The following is a 16442-nucleotide window of genomic DNA, read 5'->3' as shown; positions in this document are numbered from 1 at the left end:
ACAATGGCAAAACAGAAAACTATCGCTCAGGAGGTAACACTGGAGGGTGTAGGCCTGCATACCGGGGAAAACGTAACCATGAAATTTATTCCGGCCCCGGAGAACCACGGTTTTGTCTTTAAGAGGGTAGACCTGGAAGGTGAGCCCCTTATAGAAGCGGATGCCAATTACGTGGTCAATACACAAAGGGGGACCAACTTGGAAAAGAAGGGTGTCAAGATACAAACTTCGGAACACGTGCTTGCTGCCCTGGTAGGTATGGATCTCGATAATGTTATGATTGAACTGGATTCTTCCGAGCCCCCGATTATGGACGGATCATCTAAATTCTTTGTCGAGGCCCTGGAGAAAGCGGGGATAGTTGAACAAGATGAGGAGCGAGACGAATATATTGTTAAAGATGTGATTTCATTCAGGGATGAAGTCAGTGGGAGTGAGATCACGATAATCCCTTCTGAACAATACCAGGTGACTACCATGGTCGATTTTGGCACTAAGATCCTTGGAACCCAAAATGCTACCCTGGATCAAATGTCTGATTTCAAGGAAGAAATCGCTTCGGCGAGAACTTTCAGTTTTCTTCACGAACTGGAAATGTTGCTGGAGAACGGTTTGATCAAAGGAGGAGACCTCAATAATGCTATCGTTTACGTGGATAAGGAGATCTCTGATGAAACCATGGTGAAGCTTGAAAAGGCATTTAAGAAAAAGAAATTGTCCGTTAAACCCAACGGTATCCTTGATAACCTAACGCTTCATCATCCCAACGAGGCCGCAAGGCATAAGTTACTGGATGTGGTTGGTGACCTGGCCTTGGTAGGTACCCGTATCAGGGGGAAGGTCATTGCCAATAAGCCCGGGCATTATGTCAACACACAATTTGCCAAGAAACTTTCCAAGATCATCAAGGCCGAGAAAAGAAATAACATTCCTCAATACGACCTGAGCCTGCCGCCGCTTATGGATATTCACCAGATCATGGGTATGCTGCCACACAGGCCGCCATTCCTCCTGATCGATCGTATCCTCGAGCTTTCGGATGAACATGTCGTAGGGATGAAGAACGTGACCATGAATGAACCATTTTTTGTGGGGCACTTTCCCGGTGCGCCGGTAATGCCTGGGGTCTTGCAGGTAGAAGCCATGGCCCAGACCGGGGGAATCCTGGTACTGAGTACCGTTCCGGATCCTGAGAATTACCTGACATTCTTTATGAAAATAGATAAGGTTAAATTTAAGCAGAAAGTACTTCCGGGGGATACCCTTATCTTCCACTGTAGCCTGATCACCCCTATCAGAAGAGGAATTTGTCATATGCAGGCTTATGCCTACGCCAACAACAAACTGGTCTGTGAAGCCGAAATGATGGCCCAGATCGCTAAAAAGAAATAATATGAATCAACCCCTGGCCTACATACATCCCGGAGCCAAGATCGCGAAGAACGTAGTCGTTGAACCCTTTACAACCATTCATAACAATGTAGTAATCGGAGAAGGAACCTGGATAGGGTCTAACGTTACCATCATGGAAGGAGCCAGGATAGGTAAAAACTGCAATATTTTCCCCGGCGCTGTTATCTCTGCTCCACCACAGGATCTGAAATATAACGGGGAAGAAACAACGGTAGAGATTGGCAATAACGTCACTATACGCGAGTGTGCTACCATTAATAAGGGAACTTCTGACCGTATGAGAACAGTTATCGGTGATAATTGCCTGATCATGGCCTATTGCCATATTGCACATGACTGCCTGGTAGGAAAGAACTGTATCTTCTCTAACAATTCTACCCTGGCAGGGCATGTTACCATAGGTGATAACGTGGTATTGGCCGGATTGGTAGCTGTTCACCAATTTGTGGCAATAGGTAACCATGCCTTTGTAACCGGGGGATCCCTGGTGCGTAAAGACGTGCCGCCATTTGTTAAAGGTGCCCGGGAACCTATGTCTTACGTGGGGATTAATTCGGTGGGACTCCGCAGGAGGGGGTTTGCTTCAGAAAAGATTCGTGAGATCCAAAACATTTATCGTATACTGTACCAGAAGAATTACAACAATTCACAGGCGGTACAGATTATTGAGGCCGAAGTGGAGGCCACCCCGGAAAGGGACGAGATTTTACAATTTATCCGCGATTCACAACGCGGTATCATGAAAGGTTATTTCAGTAACAATTAATACATTATGGCAAGCACATCAGATATCAGGAAAGGACTTTGTATCCGGTATAATAACGACATCTATAAGATCATAGAATTCCTGCACGTAAAGCCCGGCAAAGGCCCGGCTTTTGTCAGGACAAAATTAAAGAGTGTTACCAATGGAAAAGTATTGGAAAATACATTTTCTGCAGGTCACAAAATTGAGGACGTAAGGGTTGAGACCCGTTGTTACCAGTTCCTGTATGCTGATGGTCTTACCTACCACTTCATGAATACAGATGACTACAACCAGATCGCTTTACAGGAAAGCAGTCTGGACACTCCGGAACTCCTGAAGGAAGGTGAAATTGTAACCATCCTCTTCAATACGGAAGACAGTATGCCGCTCTCTGTAGAGATGCCTGCCAGTGTAATTCTCGAAGTTACAGAAACGGAACCCGGTGTTAAAGGGAATACCGCAACCAATGCTACGAAACCTGCAACTGTAGAAACCGGGGCAAGGGTTAATGTTCCTCTCTTTATCAATGAGGGCGACAAGATAAAAATAGACACCGAGAAGGGTAACTATATGGAAAGGGCTAAATAATAAAGCGGCTCCGGTACCCCATTAAAATCAGCTTATGAAGTTTCCAAGAACCCATTCCTTAAAGGAAATAGCGAATCTTATAGACGCAAGTTATGTGGGTTCTGAAGATTTCCCTGTACAGGGGATGAATGAAATTCATGTAGTAGAAGAGGGGGATATCGTTTTTGTTGATCATCCTAAGTATTATGAAAAGGCCCTGCAATGCGCGGCAACCGTTGTACTGATCAATAAAGAAGTGGACTGCCCGGATGGGAAAGCCCTGCTCATTTCTGACGATCCATTCAGAGATTTTAATCGGCTGAGCAAGCATTTCAGACCTTTTAATTCATCTTCAAACACAATTTCCCCTACGGCGAGCATTGGAAAGAACACGGTGATACAACCAAATGTCTTTATCGGAAATAACGTAGTAATCGGTGATGACTGCGTCATTCATTCCAATGTCTCTATTTACGATAACACCATCATAGGCAATAGGGTAAGCATCCATGCCGGAACGGTGCTGGGTGCCGACGGTTTTTATTACAAGAACAGGCCGTCAGGATTTGATAAGTTAGTATCCGGGGGTAGGGTAGTCATTGAAGATGATGTGGAACTCGGTGCTATGTGTTCCATAGATAAAGGGGTCACCGCCGATACTACTATTGGAAAGGGAAGTAAGCTGGACAACCAGGTGCAGGTAGGACATGATACGGTGATCGGGAAAAAATGTCTGATCGCAGCGCAATGCGGCATCGCCGGATGCGTGATTATCGAGGATGAAGTTACCCTGTGGGGACAAGTCGGAATAACCAGTGCCGTAACTATCGGGGCAAAAGCCATATTACTCGCGCAATCCGGTGTATCTAAAAGCCTGGAAGGCGGGCATACTTATTTTGGAAGTCCGGCAGAACCGGCCCGGGAGAAAATGAAACAGTTGGCAGTATTAAAGCAGATTCCGGCCATTATAAAACAATTAGATAAACAATTGGACTGAGAATTCTTTACCAATTGTCATCAAACACATATTTTTGTGAAACTTTTAAACAAACTAAGAAAATAATGAGTGTATTAGTCAACAAGGACTCCAAGATCATCGTCCAGGGATTTACCGGTAGCGAAGGAACTTTCCATGCCGAGCAAATGATAGAATATGGCACCAATATTGTCGGAGGGGTAACCCCCGGTAAAGGCGGGCAGGAACATTTGGGGAAACCTGTTTTCAATACAGTCGCTGAAGCCGTTGAAAAAGCAGGTGCAGACACTACCATTATCTTTGTTCCGCCGGCATTTGCTGCCGATGCGATCATGGAAGCGGCTAATGCAGGTATTAAGGTGATCATTACTATCACCGAAGGAATTCCTGTAGCCGACATGGTAAAAGCCTATGCCTATATCCAGGATAAGGATTGCCGATTGATAGGACCAAACTGTCCCGGTGTAATCACCCCGGGTGAAGCTAAGGTAGGTATCATGCCCGGTTTTGTTTTTGAAAAAGGAAAAGTTGGAATAGTTTCCAAATCGGGAACCTTAACTTACGAAGCTGCAGACCAGGTAGTACGCCAGGGGCTGGGGATCACTACAGCTATCGGGATTGGAGGAGATCCAATTATCGGTACCACAACTAAAGAAGCTGTAGAATTGCTGATCCAGGATCCGGAAACCGAATGCGTTGTGATGATCGGTGAGATCGGGGGGCAATTAGAAGCTGATGCTGCTAAATGGTATAAGGAAAGTGGAAGTAAAAAGCCAATAGTAGGATTTATCGCAGGTGAGACTGCGCCTGCCGGAAGAACCATGGGGCATGCAGGGGCCATTGTCGGTGGAAGTGATGACACCGCCCAGGCTAAGAAACGAATCATGCGCGAATGCGGAATCCACGTAGTGGACTCCCCGGCAGAGATCGGAAAGAAAGTAAAGGAAGTTGTTGGATAGATAACTTTGACATAGCATTTAAAGATCCCGCACAATACTGCGGGATTTTTTTTCAGTAGTCTGTAGAACAACGCTTATATTTGAGTCACCGATCCATTTGTGGCAGGTAGTCTTATCTTTTACACAAGAAATCACGGATCGGGATATAGCATAACCAAATACAATTAAAATGAAACTTTTAGAAGGAAAAACAGCCATCATTACCGGGGCAAGCAGGGGGATCGGTAAAGGAATTGCAGAGGTATTCGCCGATCACGGCGCTAACGTGGCATTTACTTACAGTTCTAGCGAAGGACCGGCACTGGAATTACAGAAAGAATTAGAGGCTAAAGGTGTAAAGGCAAAAGCATATAAGAGTAACGCTGCCGATTTTAAAGAATCTGAAGAGCTGGTGAAGCAGGTACTGGAAGATTTTGGCGGGGTAGACATCCTGATAAACAATGCGGGTATCACTAAAGACAATCTGCTCATGCGAATGGGAGAAGAGGATTTTGACAGTGTTATCGAAATCAACTTGAAGTCCGTATTCAACATGACCAAGGCTATTCAGCGTACCTTCCTGAAACAACGTAAAGGTTCTATAGTAAACATGAGCAGCGTAGTAGGGGTTAAGGGGAATGCCGGGCAGGCAAACTATGCCGCTTCAAAAGCCGGTATGATCGGATTCACGAAATCTGTGGCCCTTGAACTGGGATCCAGGAATATAAGGTGTAATGCTATCGCACCCGGGTTTATCGAAACTGAAATGACAGCGAAACTGGATGAAAAGACCGTACAGGGCTGGAGAGATGCTATTCCTTTGAAAAGAGGAGGAACCCCTGAAGATATCGCAAATGCATGTCTTTACCTGGCATCAGACCTATCTGCATATGTGACTGGCCAGGTATTGAATGTCGATGGCGGGATGCTTACCTGATAAGCAGAATAATTCACCTCTCCCTGTACCGGGGAGAGGTATAATTCATTTTTGCGGAGAATAGTATTGCATGCAAACAGCTACCCTTGTTCTGATTTTTTTGGCACTCCTGCTTGCCTTGGTATTGGCTTGGTATCAATACGGCAAACTTCGAAAAAACCTGGGAGTACGGCTTACCTTTCTCCTGGCTGCCCTTCGCTTTCTCACGATCAGTATTATCCTCTTATTACTGATTAACCCCCAGATGACTCGCAATAGTTACAGTGAAACCCGGCAAACCCTTGTTTTATTAACGGATAATTCCTCGTCCTTATTAAATTCCCCTGCCGCGGATCAATTGAGGCAGAGCTATGAAAAGATAGCCGGGGACAGTGAAATACAAGATCGATTTCAGGTACAGGAGTTCACCTTTGGGACCGACTTATCTGTAGAGGACACCCTCACATTTTCAGAATCAGCAACAAACATCAGGGCAGCTCTTGATGGCGTACATGAACTTTTTAGAAAAGAGGAAACGGCTATCGTCCTCTTCTCAGATGGTAACCAGACTTTGGGGGCCGATTATGAATTTATTTCCAGCAGGGAACGCTTCCCGGTGTATAGTATAGCTGTAGGCGATACTACTCAATATTCTGATCTTGCCATAGACCAGGTAAATGTCAACCAATTTGCTTTCCTGAATAACCAATATCCTGTAGAGGCCTTTATCTCGTATTCGGGAGACAGCCCGGTACAAACTACCTTATCGCTCCTCGTGCAGAATGTTCCGGTATACCGGGAAACCCTTAATTTAGATCCTGGCAACAATAGTTTTTCTTTTAGGCACCTTCTTACGGCGGATAGTACAGGTTTCAAGGAAATCACCCTTGTTCTCAGCGCCTTACCTAATGAACGTAACCAGGCAAACAACCGGCGTAAGGTGGTTTTGGAAGTGGTAGATGAAAGAACAGAGATTGCCGTGATTTCAGAGCTGATGCATCCTGATCTCGGAGCCCTGGTTCAAGTGATAGAGAGCAATGAACAACGGTCTGTCACTATTTTAAAGCCGGATACAGATCTCCAGCTGCTGGAAGAAAAGGACTTGTTAATCCTGTACCAGCCGACAGCCCGGTTTCGGGGTATATACGAATGGATGCGGAACAAAAAACCTAACCGCATGACCATTACCGGTACTGTGACTGACTGGTATTTCCTGAATAATGCACAGGATAATTTTCAGAAGGAAGTTTTTGATGAGACCGAGAATGCCGTCCCGGTATTAAATGCCGGGTTTGATAAGTTTGATATCAGTGATTTTGAAATAGATAATTACCCTCCGCTCGATGTAAACCTTGGTGATATCCTTATTACCAAACCTTATGAAGTGCTGCTGGGCCAGAAAATACGGGGCATTGATATAGAGGAACCCCTTCTGGCGGCGATCACCAATGAGCAAGAACGTGAAGCGGTACTCTTTGGGGAGCATATCTGGAAATGGAGAATGCAGGATTTCCGTAACGGTAATTCTTTTGAAAATTTTGACCAGTTCATCAATAAAGTACTGAGATACCTTACCGATAATGCTTCAAGGGAAAGACTCACTTTGGATTACAAGAACCTTTTTGAAGGCAATTCTCGCGCTAAAATTCGGGCTTCCTTCTTTGATGAAGCCTATATTTTTGATAGCGGAGCTGATTTGCTTCTCAGAATCAATGAGACCGGGGAGGATGAAAGTATTGAAATGCCCTTGTTGCTAAAGGGAGCTTTCTATGAAGCGGACCTGAGTAACTTGGAGGCGGGAGAATACGAATTTAGCGTTACGGTTAAGGGTGAGCCATACAGCAAATCGGGCCGTTTTACCATCATGGATTATGCTGTAGAAGACCAATTGATCTCCACAAATTATAAGAAGCTGGATCGCCTAAGCGAAAGGACCGGTGGGGCCATGTTCTTTCCTGCCCAGACTGATAGTCTTTTAAGGCTCTTACAGGGCAATCCCGGCTTGAGTCCCGTACTTAAAAGCGAACAAAATGTCGTATCTTTGATAGAATTCGCCTGGCTACTGGCAATCCTTGCTGCGAGCCTGGCATCCGAATGGTTTATTCGGAAATACAACGGTCTAATATAAAATCAAAACAATCAATGGACAGACTTCCAAAAATTGCGTTACCCGCAGTATTCATTATTATTTTACTTATTATTCTTATTTCTAAATCGGCTGTTACCATCGGCTCCGGTGAGGCAGGTGTTCTATATAAAACCTTCGGCGGAGGAGTGGTTACCGATGAGGCCCCTTTGGGTGAAGGTTTCCATATCGTAGCTCCTTGGAACCGGGTATTTATTTACGAAGTAAGGCGTCAGGAATTATTTGAGAAAATGAAGGTGCTATCCTCGAACGGTCTTGACATTCAGCTGGATGCATCTGCATGGTATAAGCCCGAGTACAATGAGCTTGGTAAATTACACCAGGAGATAGGCGATGGCTACGTACAGCGTATATTGCTACCTACCATTCGTTCTGCCGCGAGGAGTGTAGTAGGAAGGTATACTCCGGAGCAACTTTACAGCAGCAAACGTGATGCAATACAAAAAGAGATATTTGAAGAGACCAAGAAAATCATAGACAACCAGCATATTGTCTTGGATGAAATCCTGGTCAGGGATGTTACTCTTCCGCCGACTATTAAAGATGCGATTGAGCGTAAATTGAGACAGGAACAGGAATCATTGGAATATGAATTCCGCCTGGAGAAAGCAGACAAAGAAGCCCAGAGACAAAGGATAGAGGCACAAGGTAAGGCTGATGCCAACAAGATTCTTAGTGCATCCCTGAATGATAAGATCTTACAGGACAAGGGGATAGAGGCTACGCTGAAATTAGCACAATCACCGAATTCTAAGGTTGTGATCGTTGGTTCAAGCAAAGATGGACTGCCTCTAATTCTCGGAAATAATTAAGATATAATTTTTATCCAATAAAAATATGTTTTAATTTTACCAGCCTAATGAGAAATCAGAACACACATCATCATTTCTATACTTGCCCTCAAGCGAGCTAGAAGTGTATTGTTGTACATCAAAATAATTCTAACCCGTTTGAGCAATCAAGCGGGTTTTTTTATTGATACTGGGAAAAAAAATAACAGGATATAGAAAACATGGATAAAATAAGAATTGCTATACAGAAGAGCGGAAGGCTCAATGAAGACTCGCTCTCCATTCTAAAGGACAGCGGAATTTCTATTGATAATGGTAAGGACCAGTTGAAGGCCTCTTCCCCTAATTTTCCCCTTGAAGTTTTTTACCTTAGGAACGGTGATATTCCCCAGTATCTCCGCGATGGTGTAGTTGATATTGCCATTATTGGGGAAAATGTACTGGTAGAAAAAGGGAATGATATCGAGGTCGCAGAAAAACTTGGATTCTCCAAATGCAGGGTGTCCATGGCTGTGCCAAAAGGGCAATCTTACAAGAGTATGGCAGATTTGTCCGGGAAACGTATCGCGACTTCTTATCCCAATACCGTAAATTCATTCTTGGAGCAAAATGGGATAAAGGCAGACCTGCATATTATTACCGGGTCTGTAGAAATTGCACCGAATATCGGGTTGGCAGATGCCATCGTAGATATCGTATCCAGCGGTAGTACCTTGTTTAAAAACAATCTGAAAGAGGTAGAAGTATTATTAAAGAGCGAAGCGGTACTTGCTGTTTCTCCCGGTATTAAGCCTGAAATCAGGGAAATTCTTGATCAATTGCGATTCAGGATCAGGTCGGTCCTCAAGGCACAGCAGTCTAAGTACGTGCTGATGAATGCGCCTAACGATAAGCTGGACAGGATACTGGAATTATTACCTGGCATGCGAAGCCCTACGGTGCTTCCATTGGCAGAAGAGGGTTGGAGTTCTGTGCATACAGTGATCAACAAAGACACCTTTTGGGAAGTTATTGATGAATTAAAAAGGGCTGGGGCAGAAGGTATCCTGGTATGCCCGATCGAAAAAATGGTGTTATGAAAGTGATCAGGGAACCCAAAAAGGAAAGCTGGAATGAATTACTGTCCAGGCCAACGCAGAAATTTGAAGCGGTGGAAGGTGTTGTCAGGGAGGTCTTCTTAGAAGTGGAGCGGCAGGGAGACCAGGCTGTTTTAAGCTATACGGATCAATTTGACGGGCTGCGTCTGGAGGAGATTAAAGTATCACGGGAAGTTATAGCTTCAAAGGCTGCAGAAGTTCCTGAAGATTTAAAGCAGGCTATAGAACTGGCTAAATCCAATATTCACAAATTTCATACTGCACAGCTTACTCAGCGAGTTGCAGTAGAAACCAGTCCCGGGGTACAATGCTGGCAGGAAAAACGACCGATTGAAAAAGTCGGACTTTATATACCTGGGGGCAGTGCGCCACTTTTTTCTACAGTTCTCATGCTGGCCATACCGGCCCTGATTGCAGGCTGTAAGGAGGTCATTATCTGTACTCCCCCGGCCGGGGATGGAGAGGTAGATCCCGCTATCTGCTACGCCGCACAAAGCTGCGGAATAGACCAGATATATAAAGTAGGTGGCATACAGGCCATAGCAGCAATGACCTTTGGTACCGAGAGCATCCCGGCGGTATACAAGATATTCGGCCCGGGAAATCAGTACGTGACTGTCGCGAAGCAATGGGCAACACGTTATGGAATCGCCATTGATATGCCTGCCGGCCCCAGTGAATTGATGGTGGCCGCGGACGACAGTGCAGATCCCGCCTTTGTGGCCTCGGACCTGCTCAGCCAGGCAGAGCACGGACCGGACAGCCAGGTGGTACTCCTGTCAACATCTGAGGATCTGCTGCAAAAAGTGGGAGACCAGATTAAGGAGCAGTTGTCTGTTCTGCCCCGTAAGTCTATTGCTGAAAAGGCAATGGAAAATAGCAAATTTATTTATGTCTCCTCCGTGGAAAGGGTAGCGGAACTGATCAATGCCTATGGCCCCGAACACTTAATTGTCTGTATGGAAGATGAGGATTTCATCGTAAGTCATATCGCCAATGCCGGATCGGTTTTCCTGGGGAATTATACCCCGGAAAGCGCAGGAGATTACGCATCGGGGACCAATCATACCCTGCCGACCAATGGCTATGCAAAACAATACAGCGGGGTAAATCTCGATAGTTTCTCAAAGAGCATTACGTTCCAGAAGATTACGGCTCAGGGAATACAGAGCATTGGGAGTGCAATAGAAATTATGGCTGCTGCAGAAGGGTTACAAGCACATAAAAATGCGGTCACTCTTCGGCTGAAAGAGATTCAAAAGAATCTATCTGAATCCACTTTAACAAATTAAAGATGTCTCAAGTGTTTAATATTGAAAAGCTGGTAAGGGAAAATGTCCTGAAGATGAAACCCTATGCCTCCGCCAGGGATGAATATCATTCGGATGGATCAGAAATGGTATTTCTTGATGCCAATGAGAACCCATTTAACAACGGGCTGAACAGGTACCCGGATCCGCAACAGTGGGATGTAAAGAAAAAGCTGGCATCCCTGAAAGGGGTTTCAGAAAATCAGTTGCTGCTGGGAAATGGTAGTGATGAAGTACTGGATTTACTGTTCAGGGCTTTCTGTGAACCGGGAATCGATAATGTGATTACCCTTCCGCCTACCTACGGGATGTACCAGGTCCTGGCTAACATCAACGCGGTTGAAAACAGGGAGGTTTTACTGCGCAGTGACAAGCTGGAACCGGACGTAAAACGAATCCTGGAAGCTGCCGATGAGCACAGTAAATTATTATTCTTTTGTTCCCCAAACAACCCGACAGGAAATCGATTCTCCGGTGATATCATAAAGCAGCTGCTCAGTACTTTTAATGGGCTGGTAATTATCGATGAAGCGTATATCGATTTTTCGCGAGAAGAAAGTTGGCTCAGCGATCTGGATAACTATCCTAACCTGGTCATAACCCAAACATTTTCTAAAGCATATGGCCTTGCCGGTCTACGGCTTGGCATATGTTATGCTTCTTCGGAAATCATATCAATCCTGAATAAAATCAAACCTCCTTATAACATCAATGCCCTGACCCAGAGACGGGTATTAGAGGCACTGGCTGATACGGCGTCTGTTGATCAAGAGGTTCAGATTATCGTTGGCGAAAGAGAACGACTAATCCCCCTTCTTGCCAATGTTCCATTTGTCCGTAATATCTATGAGTCCGATGCTAATTTTATTTTAATAAGGGTTGATGATGCCGACCTGCGCTATGCACAGATGTTGCAGAAGGGGTTTGTTCTCAGGAATAGGTCTACCCAGCCTTTGTGCAGTAATACCCTTAGGATTACCATAGGAACGGCAGAAGAAAATACAGAACTGTTAACCGCATTAAAATCATTGAAGTAATGGAGAATCAACCACAGAAAAAAGTGCTTTTTATAGATCGTGACGGTACCATGATCAAGGAACCTGCGGATGAGCAGATAGACAGTTTTGATAAACTGCAGTTCTACCCCGAGGTGTTTCGTTATCTCGGAAAAATTGCAGCAGAACTGGATTTCGAGCTGGTGATGGTTACCAACCAAGATGGTTTAGGGACCGAGGCCTTCCCGGAAGACACTTTCTGGCCCGTACAGAATTTTATCGTGGAAGCTTTTGCCAACGAAGGGGTTACCTTTACCGAGTTCTGCATAGATCGCACCTTTCCCAAGGATAATGCACCTACACGTAAACCGGCAACCGGCCTGCTCACGGCCTACCTGGAGGGGCCTTACGACCTGCAGAATTCGTTCGTGATCGGGGACCGACTGACGGATATAGAGCTGGCAAAAAACCTGGGGGCAAAGGGAATATACATCAATGACAAAACATTTCTTGGGACTGATGAAATCTCGGTGGACGAAATTGCCTTGCAAGAGTACATCGCTTTGGAAACCAATTCCTGGAAGCGCATTTACGAGTTCCTGAAATTGAAAGACCGTACCGCCACCATCCACCGGAAGACCAATGAAACCGATATTAAAATCGATTTAAACCTGGATGGAAAGGGACAGGGTAAGATCAGTACAGGCTTGGCGTTTTTTGACCATATGCTGGATCAGCTTGCGCGGCATGGGCAAATGGATCTATCCATAACTGTAGACGGAGACCTGGAAGTTGATGAACACCATACTATAGAAGATACCGCCATAGCCCTGGGAGAGGTTTTCCACCAGGCACTGGGCAATAAACTGGGGATGGAGCGCTACGGCTTCTGTCTTCCGATGGACGACTGCCTGGCCCAGGTATCTATTGACTTTGGCGGAAGGAACTGGTTGGTATGGGAGGCCGAATTTAAGCGAGAGAAAGTAGGGGATATGCCTACAGAAATGTTCCTGCACTTCTTTAAATCTTTTTCAGATGGTGCCAAAGCTAACCTGAATATTAAGGCAGAAGGGACCAATGAACACCACAAGATAGAAGCTATTTTCAAAGCTTTTGCTAAAGCGATTAAAATGGCAGTCAAGCGGGATGCGGAAAAAATGGTACTTCCCAGTACTAAAGGAGTTTTATAAACAATAGCAGGTAATTTAAAAGCAGCCGCAAGGTGGCGATATATGAAGTTAGTTATTATTGATTACGGTGCCGGGAATATTCAGAGTATCAAATTTGCATTTGAACGCCTGGGGTATCAGGCGGTACTCAGCGATAATGCCGTAGAAATAGCAGCGGCCGATAAAGTGATCTTCCCGGGAGTAGGTGCAGCAGCCAGCGCCATGGAGAAGTTAAAAGCTAGTAAACTCCATAAATTGATACCCGAATTGACTCAACCGGTCTTAGGAATATGCCTGGGAATGCAGCTGATGTGCACTTATTCCGAAGAAGGGAATACCCAAGGGCTTTCTATCTTTGATGTCCCTGTAAAGCGCTTTAACGAAGGACAGAAAGTGCCTCAGATCGGCTGGAACAAGATTGAGCAATTGCGATCTCCTCTGTTTAAGGAGATCGATGAAGGAGCCTATATCTACATGGTTCATAGTTATTACGCACCCCTGTGTGATCAGACTATAGCCACATCAGAATACGGTCTGGCCTACAGCGCGGCCCTGCAACGGGATAATTTTTATGGAGTACAGTTTCACCCGGAAAAAAGTAGTGTAGAAGGGGAAATTATTTTAAAAAACTTTTTAGCATTATGAGGATAATTCCGGCCATAGATATCATAAACGGGCAATGTGTCCGCCTATCGCAGGGCGACTATAACACTCAAAAAGTCTACGACAGCAACCCGCTCGAGGTGGCAAAACGTTTTGAAGCCCACGGGATAAAACACTTGCACTTGGTAGATCTGGACGGAGCCAAGGCAAGTCATATTGTCAATTACAAAGTCCTGGAGAAGATCACTTCCGGCACTTCGTTAAAAGTAGACTTTGGTGGGGGGATCAAAACCGATGAGGATTTACGAATCGCCCTGGATAGCGGTGCCTCTCAGATTACAGGGGGGAGTATTGCCGTGAAAGACCCGGAAACTTTTACCAATTGGATTTCTACACATGGCCCGGAACGTATCATTCTCGGGGCAGATGCGCGCGATGAGCAGGTAGCCCTGGGGGGGTGGTTAGAAGATTCAGGAGTAGCGTTGTTGCCGTTTATTAAACAGTACCAGGAAAAGGGTATTCAATATGTGATTTGCACCGATATCTCTAAAGACGGTATGTTGCAAGGACCGGCCTTTGAACTCTACAGGAAAATCTTGGCCCACACTTCTAAAATAGAGACCAAAATTGGGGCAAGCGGGGTAGAGGATTTCCTGATTCCCCAGATCAAACTGATCGCCAGTGGCGGCATATCAGCATTTGACGAATTACCAAGATTGCAAGACATAGGTTGTGAAGGGGCCATCATTGGCAAGGCGATTTACGAGAACCGGATAAGTCTTAAACAGTTAGAACAATTTATCATATCACAATGAGATCGATCACTGAGGAATTTAAAGAAAGTAACTGTTTTTACCTGGACCAGGGAGAAGAAAAAATTCGTAAAAGTTTTTCTTTCCTGGATGAGGAGGATGTCTGGCAAAAACCCAATGCGTCTCTCAACAGTATGGGGAACCTGCTGCTACATCTTAAAGGCAATATCAGCCAGTACATCATTTCATCCCTGGGCAGTTTGCCCGATACGCGCCAAAGAGATGAGGAATTCAATGCAAACCCTGGTTTTTCTAAAGAAGAACTCCTTCAGCTGCTTTCAGCTACTATAGCTAAGGCCAAAGAAATAATCAGGAACTGTCCGGAAGAAGAATTATTGAGGGTAAGAAAGGTACAGGGTTTTAAATTATCAGGGATGGGGATCGTGATCCACGTGACCGAACACTTGTCTTATCACGGCGGCCAGATAGCTTTCTGGACCAAGTACTTAAAAGATCAGGACCTTGGATTTTACCAAGGGTCTGACCTGAATAAAAAAAACGATTAGTATGCTGACCAAAAGAATCATTCCCTGCCTGGATATTAAGAACGGGCGAACGGTTAAGGGGGTCAATTTCATCGATCTGAAAGATGCCGGAGACCCCGTGGAACTCGCTGCAGCTTATGCAAGGGAAGGAGCAGATGAACTGGTTTTCCTGGATATTTCAGCAACGGAAGAACGCAGGAAAACACTGGCAGAATTGGTTTTGAAAGTAGCAGAGAAGGTAAATATTCCCTTTACGGTAGGAGGAGGGATCGCCTCAGTAGAAGATGTGGATATACTACTGCAGAATGGAGCTGATAAAATTTCGATCAATTCCTCTGCCGTTAAAAACCCGGACCTGATCAATAAGCTTGCAGATAAATTTGGTTCCCAATGTGTAGTGGTTGCCATCGATGCAAAACAAATTGATGGGAAATGGAAAGTACACCTGGTAGGAGGTAAGGTTCCTACGGAAATTGACCTGTTTGAATGGGCCGCAGAAGTAGAAGAGCGCGGAGCCGGGGAGATTTTATTTACCTCTATGGATCATGACGGGACCAAGGAGGGTTTCGCAAACGAGGCTTTGGCAAAGTTGTCAACTTCCCTCAATATTCCAATCATCGCTTCAGGCGGTGCAGGGAATATGGATCATTTTGCAGACACTTTTACAAAAGGTTTAGCGGATGCAGCCTTGGCCGCAAGTGTTTTTCATTTTAAGGAAATTGGTATCCCCGAACTTAAATCGTCCCTAAAAACAAAAGGAATTCCTGTAAGGACGTAACAATAATCAGACAGAGGACCTTAAACCGATAGAGATTTAAAAGATGAGTATAGATTTTACTAAGAGCGAAGATGGGTTAGTACCCGCCATAATCCAGGATTCGGATACCCGTAATGTCCTGATGCTAGGCTACATGAACCAGGAAGCTGTTTCCAAGACGCTCGAGTCCAGGAAAGTCACTTTTTACAGTAGGAGCAAACAACGACTCTGGACCAAAGGAGAGGAAAGCGGTAATTTTTTAAACCTGGTATCCCTGAAGATGGATTGTGACCAGGACACCCTTCTGATCAAAGTACAGCCACAAGGGCCTACTTGCCATACCGGCAGCGATACATGCTGGAATGAAGAGAACATTGATGATGACCACTTCTTATCCCAATTGGAATCCGTGATTGCTGACCGGAAAGCTGATAAGGACAATCAAAAGAGTTATGTGGCCTCCTTATTCAGGGACGGAATAAATAAAATAGCCCAAAAGGTAGGAGAGGAGGCCGTTGAGACGATCATTGAAGCTAAAGATGAAAATGATTCACTCTTCCTCAATGAGAGTGCCGATCTCTTATTTCATTACATGATCCTTTTACAAGCAAAGGGTTATCGTTTGGAAGATGTTGTGAAAGTCCTGAAATCACGGCATTGAGCGCATTTACGAAGCGTTAAGGTTTCTTTAAAACCTCCGGCCATTTTATGAAATGTCT

General features: G+C 45.0%; 17 protein-coding genes. All 17 read left to right on the top strand.

Going from position 1 to position 16442, the window contains the following annotated elements:
• Positions 1-3 precede the first annotated feature (3 nt).
• The 17 genes from PP178_RS08385 to hisIE all read left to right on the top strand — a co-directional run bounded on the left by PP178_RS08385 (position 4) and on the right by hisIE (position 16384).
• Entirely contained in the window at positions 4-1392 is a 1389-nt protein-coding gene (locus tag PP178_RS08385; protein WP_272593895.1) for a bifunctional UDP-3-O-[3-hydroxymyristoyl] N-acetylglucosamine deacetylase/3-hydroxyacyl-ACP dehydratase, read from the top strand.
• A 1-nt stretch (position 1393) separates the two neighbouring features.
• Positions 1394-2179 (top strand): acyl-ACP--UDP-N-acetylglucosamine O-acyltransferase, encoded by a 786-nt coding sequence (gene lpxA, locus PP178_RS08380; RefSeq protein WP_272593894.1) that lies wholly within the window; start codon positions 1394-1396, stop codon positions 2177-2179.
• 6 nt (positions 2180-2185) lie between these two features.
• Positions 2186-2749, top strand: coding sequence for an elongation factor P (gene efp, locus PP178_RS08375; RefSeq protein ID WP_272593893.1), 564 nt, complete (start codon positions 2186-2188; stop codon positions 2747-2749).
• 34 nt (positions 2750-2783) lie between these two features.
• Positions 2784-3725, top strand: coding sequence for a UDP-3-O-(3-hydroxymyristoyl)glucosamine N-acyltransferase (locus PP178_RS08370; protein WP_272593892.1), 942 nt, complete (start codon positions 2784-2786; stop codon positions 3723-3725).
• Positions 3726-3790: 65 nt separating this feature from the next.
• Positions 3791-4663, top strand: a complete 873-nt coding sequence (gene sucD, locus PP178_RS08365) for a succinate--CoA ligase subunit alpha (protein WP_272593891.1) — start codon at positions 3791-3793, stop codon at positions 4661-4663.
• Between the two features lie 169 nt (positions 4664-4832).
• A complete protein-coding gene (gene fabG / locus PP178_RS08360; RefSeq protein WP_272593890.1) occupies positions 4833-5579 on the top strand; it encodes a 3-oxoacyl-[acyl-carrier-protein] reductase in 747 nt (248 codons plus the stop codon).
• Positions 5580-5649: 70 nt separating this feature from the next.
• On the top strand, positions 5650-7686 hold the full coding sequence (locus PP178_RS08355; RefSeq protein ID WP_272593889.1) for a VWA domain-containing protein: 2037 nt from the start codon (positions 5650-5652) through the stop codon (positions 7684-7686).
• Positions 7687-7700: 14 nt separating this feature from the next.
• Entirely contained in the window at positions 7701-8516 is an 816-nt protein-coding gene (locus tag PP178_RS08350; RefSeq protein WP_272593888.1) for a prohibitin family protein, read from the top strand.
• 200 nt (positions 8517-8716) lie between these two features.
• On the top strand, positions 8717-9574 hold the full coding sequence (gene hisG, locus PP178_RS08345; protein ID WP_272593887.1) for an ATP phosphoribosyltransferase: 858 nt from the start codon (positions 8717-8719) through the stop codon (positions 9572-9574).
• Positions 9571-10884 (top strand): histidinol dehydrogenase, encoded by a 1314-nt coding sequence (gene hisD / locus PP178_RS08340; RefSeq protein WP_272593886.1) that lies wholly within the window; start codon positions 9571-9573, stop codon positions 10882-10884. Before hisG ends, hisD begins: the two co-directional genes overlap by 4 nt.
• A 2-nt stretch (positions 10885-10886) precedes the next feature.
• The gene (gene hisC, locus PP178_RS08335; protein WP_272593885.1) at positions 10887-11939 is read left to right on the top strand and encodes a histidinol-phosphate transaminase; all 1053 of its coding nucleotides are present in this window, start codon (positions 10887-10889) and stop codon (positions 11937-11939) included.
• On the top strand, positions 11939-13087 hold the full coding sequence (gene hisB / locus PP178_RS08330) for a bifunctional histidinol-phosphatase/imidazoleglycerol-phosphate dehydratase HisB (protein ID WP_272593884.1): 1149 nt from the start codon (positions 11939-11941) through the stop codon (positions 13085-13087). Before hisC ends, hisB begins: the two co-directional genes overlap by 1 nt.
• Before the next feature lie 42 nt (positions 13088-13129).
• Positions 13130-13711 carry an imidazole glycerol phosphate synthase subunit HisH gene (gene hisH, locus PP178_RS08325; protein ID WP_272593883.1) on the top strand — a complete coding sequence of 194 codons (582 nt, stop codon included), beginning with the start codon at positions 13130-13132 and terminating at the stop codon, positions 13709-13711.
• On the top strand, positions 13708-14484 hold the full coding sequence (locus PP178_RS08320; protein ID WP_272593882.1) for a 1-(5-phosphoribosyl)-5-[(5-phosphoribosylamino)methylideneamino]imidazole-4-carboxamide isomerase: 777 nt from the start codon (positions 13708-13710) through the stop codon (positions 14482-14484). Before hisH ends, PP178_RS08320 begins: the two co-directional genes overlap by 4 nt.
• Positions 14481-14987 carry a DinB family protein gene (locus PP178_RS08315; protein ID WP_272593881.1) on the top strand — a complete coding sequence of 169 codons (507 nt, stop codon included), beginning with the start codon at positions 14481-14483 and terminating at the stop codon, positions 14985-14987. The genes PP178_RS08320 and PP178_RS08315 overlap by 4 nt, the downstream gene beginning before the upstream one ends.
• Position 14988: 1 nt before the next feature.
• Positions 14989-15744 (top strand): imidazole glycerol phosphate synthase subunit HisF, encoded by a 756-nt coding sequence (hisF, locus tag PP178_RS08310; protein WP_272593880.1) that lies wholly within the window; start codon positions 14989-14991, stop codon positions 15742-15744.
• Between the two features lie 43 nt (positions 15745-15787).
• Positions 15788-16384, top strand: a complete 597-nt coding sequence (hisIE, locus tag PP178_RS08305; protein WP_272593879.1) for a bifunctional phosphoribosyl-AMP cyclohydrolase/phosphoribosyl-ATP diphosphatase HisIE — start codon at positions 15788-15790, stop codon at positions 16382-16384.
• Positions 16385-16442: the final 58 nt, after the last annotated feature.

Source organism: Zeaxanthinibacter sp. PT1, from assembly GCF_028464225.1.
Taxonomy (GTDB): Bacteria; Bacteroidota; Bacteroidia; order Flavobacteriales; family Flavobacteriaceae; genus Zeaxanthinibacter.
Note: the sequence above shows the minus strand (reverse complement) of the source record. Positions and strands in the feature narration are given on the sequence as shown.

What these genes read in the sequence shown, in the direction of transcription:
- PP178_RS08370 (WP_272593892.1), top strand. Translation starts at nt 2,784, where the DNA reads ATGAAGTTTCCAAGAACCCATTCCTTAAAGGAAATAGCGAATCTTATA.
- fabG (WP_272593890.1), top strand. Translation starts at nt 4,833, where the DNA reads ATGAAACTTTTAGAAGGAAAAACAGCCATCATTACCGGGGCAAGCAGG.
- hisB (WP_272593884.1), top strand. Translation starts at nt 11,939, where the DNA reads ATGGAGAATCAACCACAGAAAAAAGTGCTTTTTATAGATCGTGACGGT.
- hisIE (WP_272593879.1), top strand. Translation starts at nt 15,788, where the DNA reads ATGAGTATAGATTTTACTAAGAGCGAAGATGGGTTAGTACCCGCCATA.
- efp (WP_272593893.1), top strand. Translation starts at nt 2,186, where the DNA reads ATGGCAAGCACATCAGATATCAGGAAAGGACTTTGTATCCGGTATAAT.
- PP178_RS08350 (WP_272593888.1), top strand. Translation starts at nt 7,701, where the DNA reads ATGGACAGACTTCCAAAAATTGCGTTACCCGCAGTATTCATTATTATT.
- hisF (WP_272593880.1), top strand. Translation starts at nt 14,989, where the DNA reads ATGCTGACCAAAAGAATCATTCCCTGCCTGGATATTAAGAACGGGCGA.
- PP178_RS08355 (WP_272593889.1), top strand. Translation starts at nt 5,650, where the DNA reads ATGCAAACAGCTACCCTTGTTCTGATTTTTTTGGCACTCCTGCTTGCC.
- hisG (WP_272593887.1), top strand. Translation starts at nt 8,717, where the DNA reads ATGGATAAAATAAGAATTGCTATACAGAAGAGCGGAAGGCTCAATGAA.
- PP178_RS08315 (WP_272593881.1), top strand. Translation starts at nt 14,481, where the DNA reads ATGAGATCGATCACTGAGGAATTTAAAGAAAGTAACTGTTTTTACCTG.
- sucD (WP_272593891.1), top strand. Translation starts at nt 3,791, where the DNA reads ATGAGTGTATTAGTCAACAAGGACTCCAAGATCATCGTCCAGGGATTT.
- lpxA (WP_272593894.1), top strand. Translation starts at nt 1,394, where the DNA reads ATGAATCAACCCCTGGCCTACATACATCCCGGAGCCAAGATCGCGAAG.
- PP178_RS08385 (WP_272593895.1), top strand. Translation starts at nt 4, where the DNA reads ATGGCAAAACAGAAAACTATCGCTCAGGAGGTAACACTGGAGGGTGTA.
- hisD (WP_272593886.1), top strand. Translation starts at nt 9,571, where the DNA reads ATGAAAGTGATCAGGGAACCCAAAAAGGAAAGCTGGAATGAATTACTG.
- hisC (WP_272593885.1), top strand. Translation starts at nt 10,887, where the DNA reads ATGTCTCAAGTGTTTAATATTGAAAAGCTGGTAAGGGAAAATGTCCTG.
- PP178_RS08320 (WP_272593882.1), top strand. Translation starts at nt 13,708, where the DNA reads ATGAGGATAATTCCGGCCATAGATATCATAAACGGGCAATGTGTCCGC.
- hisH (WP_272593883.1), top strand. Translation starts at nt 13,130, where the DNA reads ATGAAGTTAGTTATTATTGATTACGGTGCCGGGAATATTCAGAGTATC.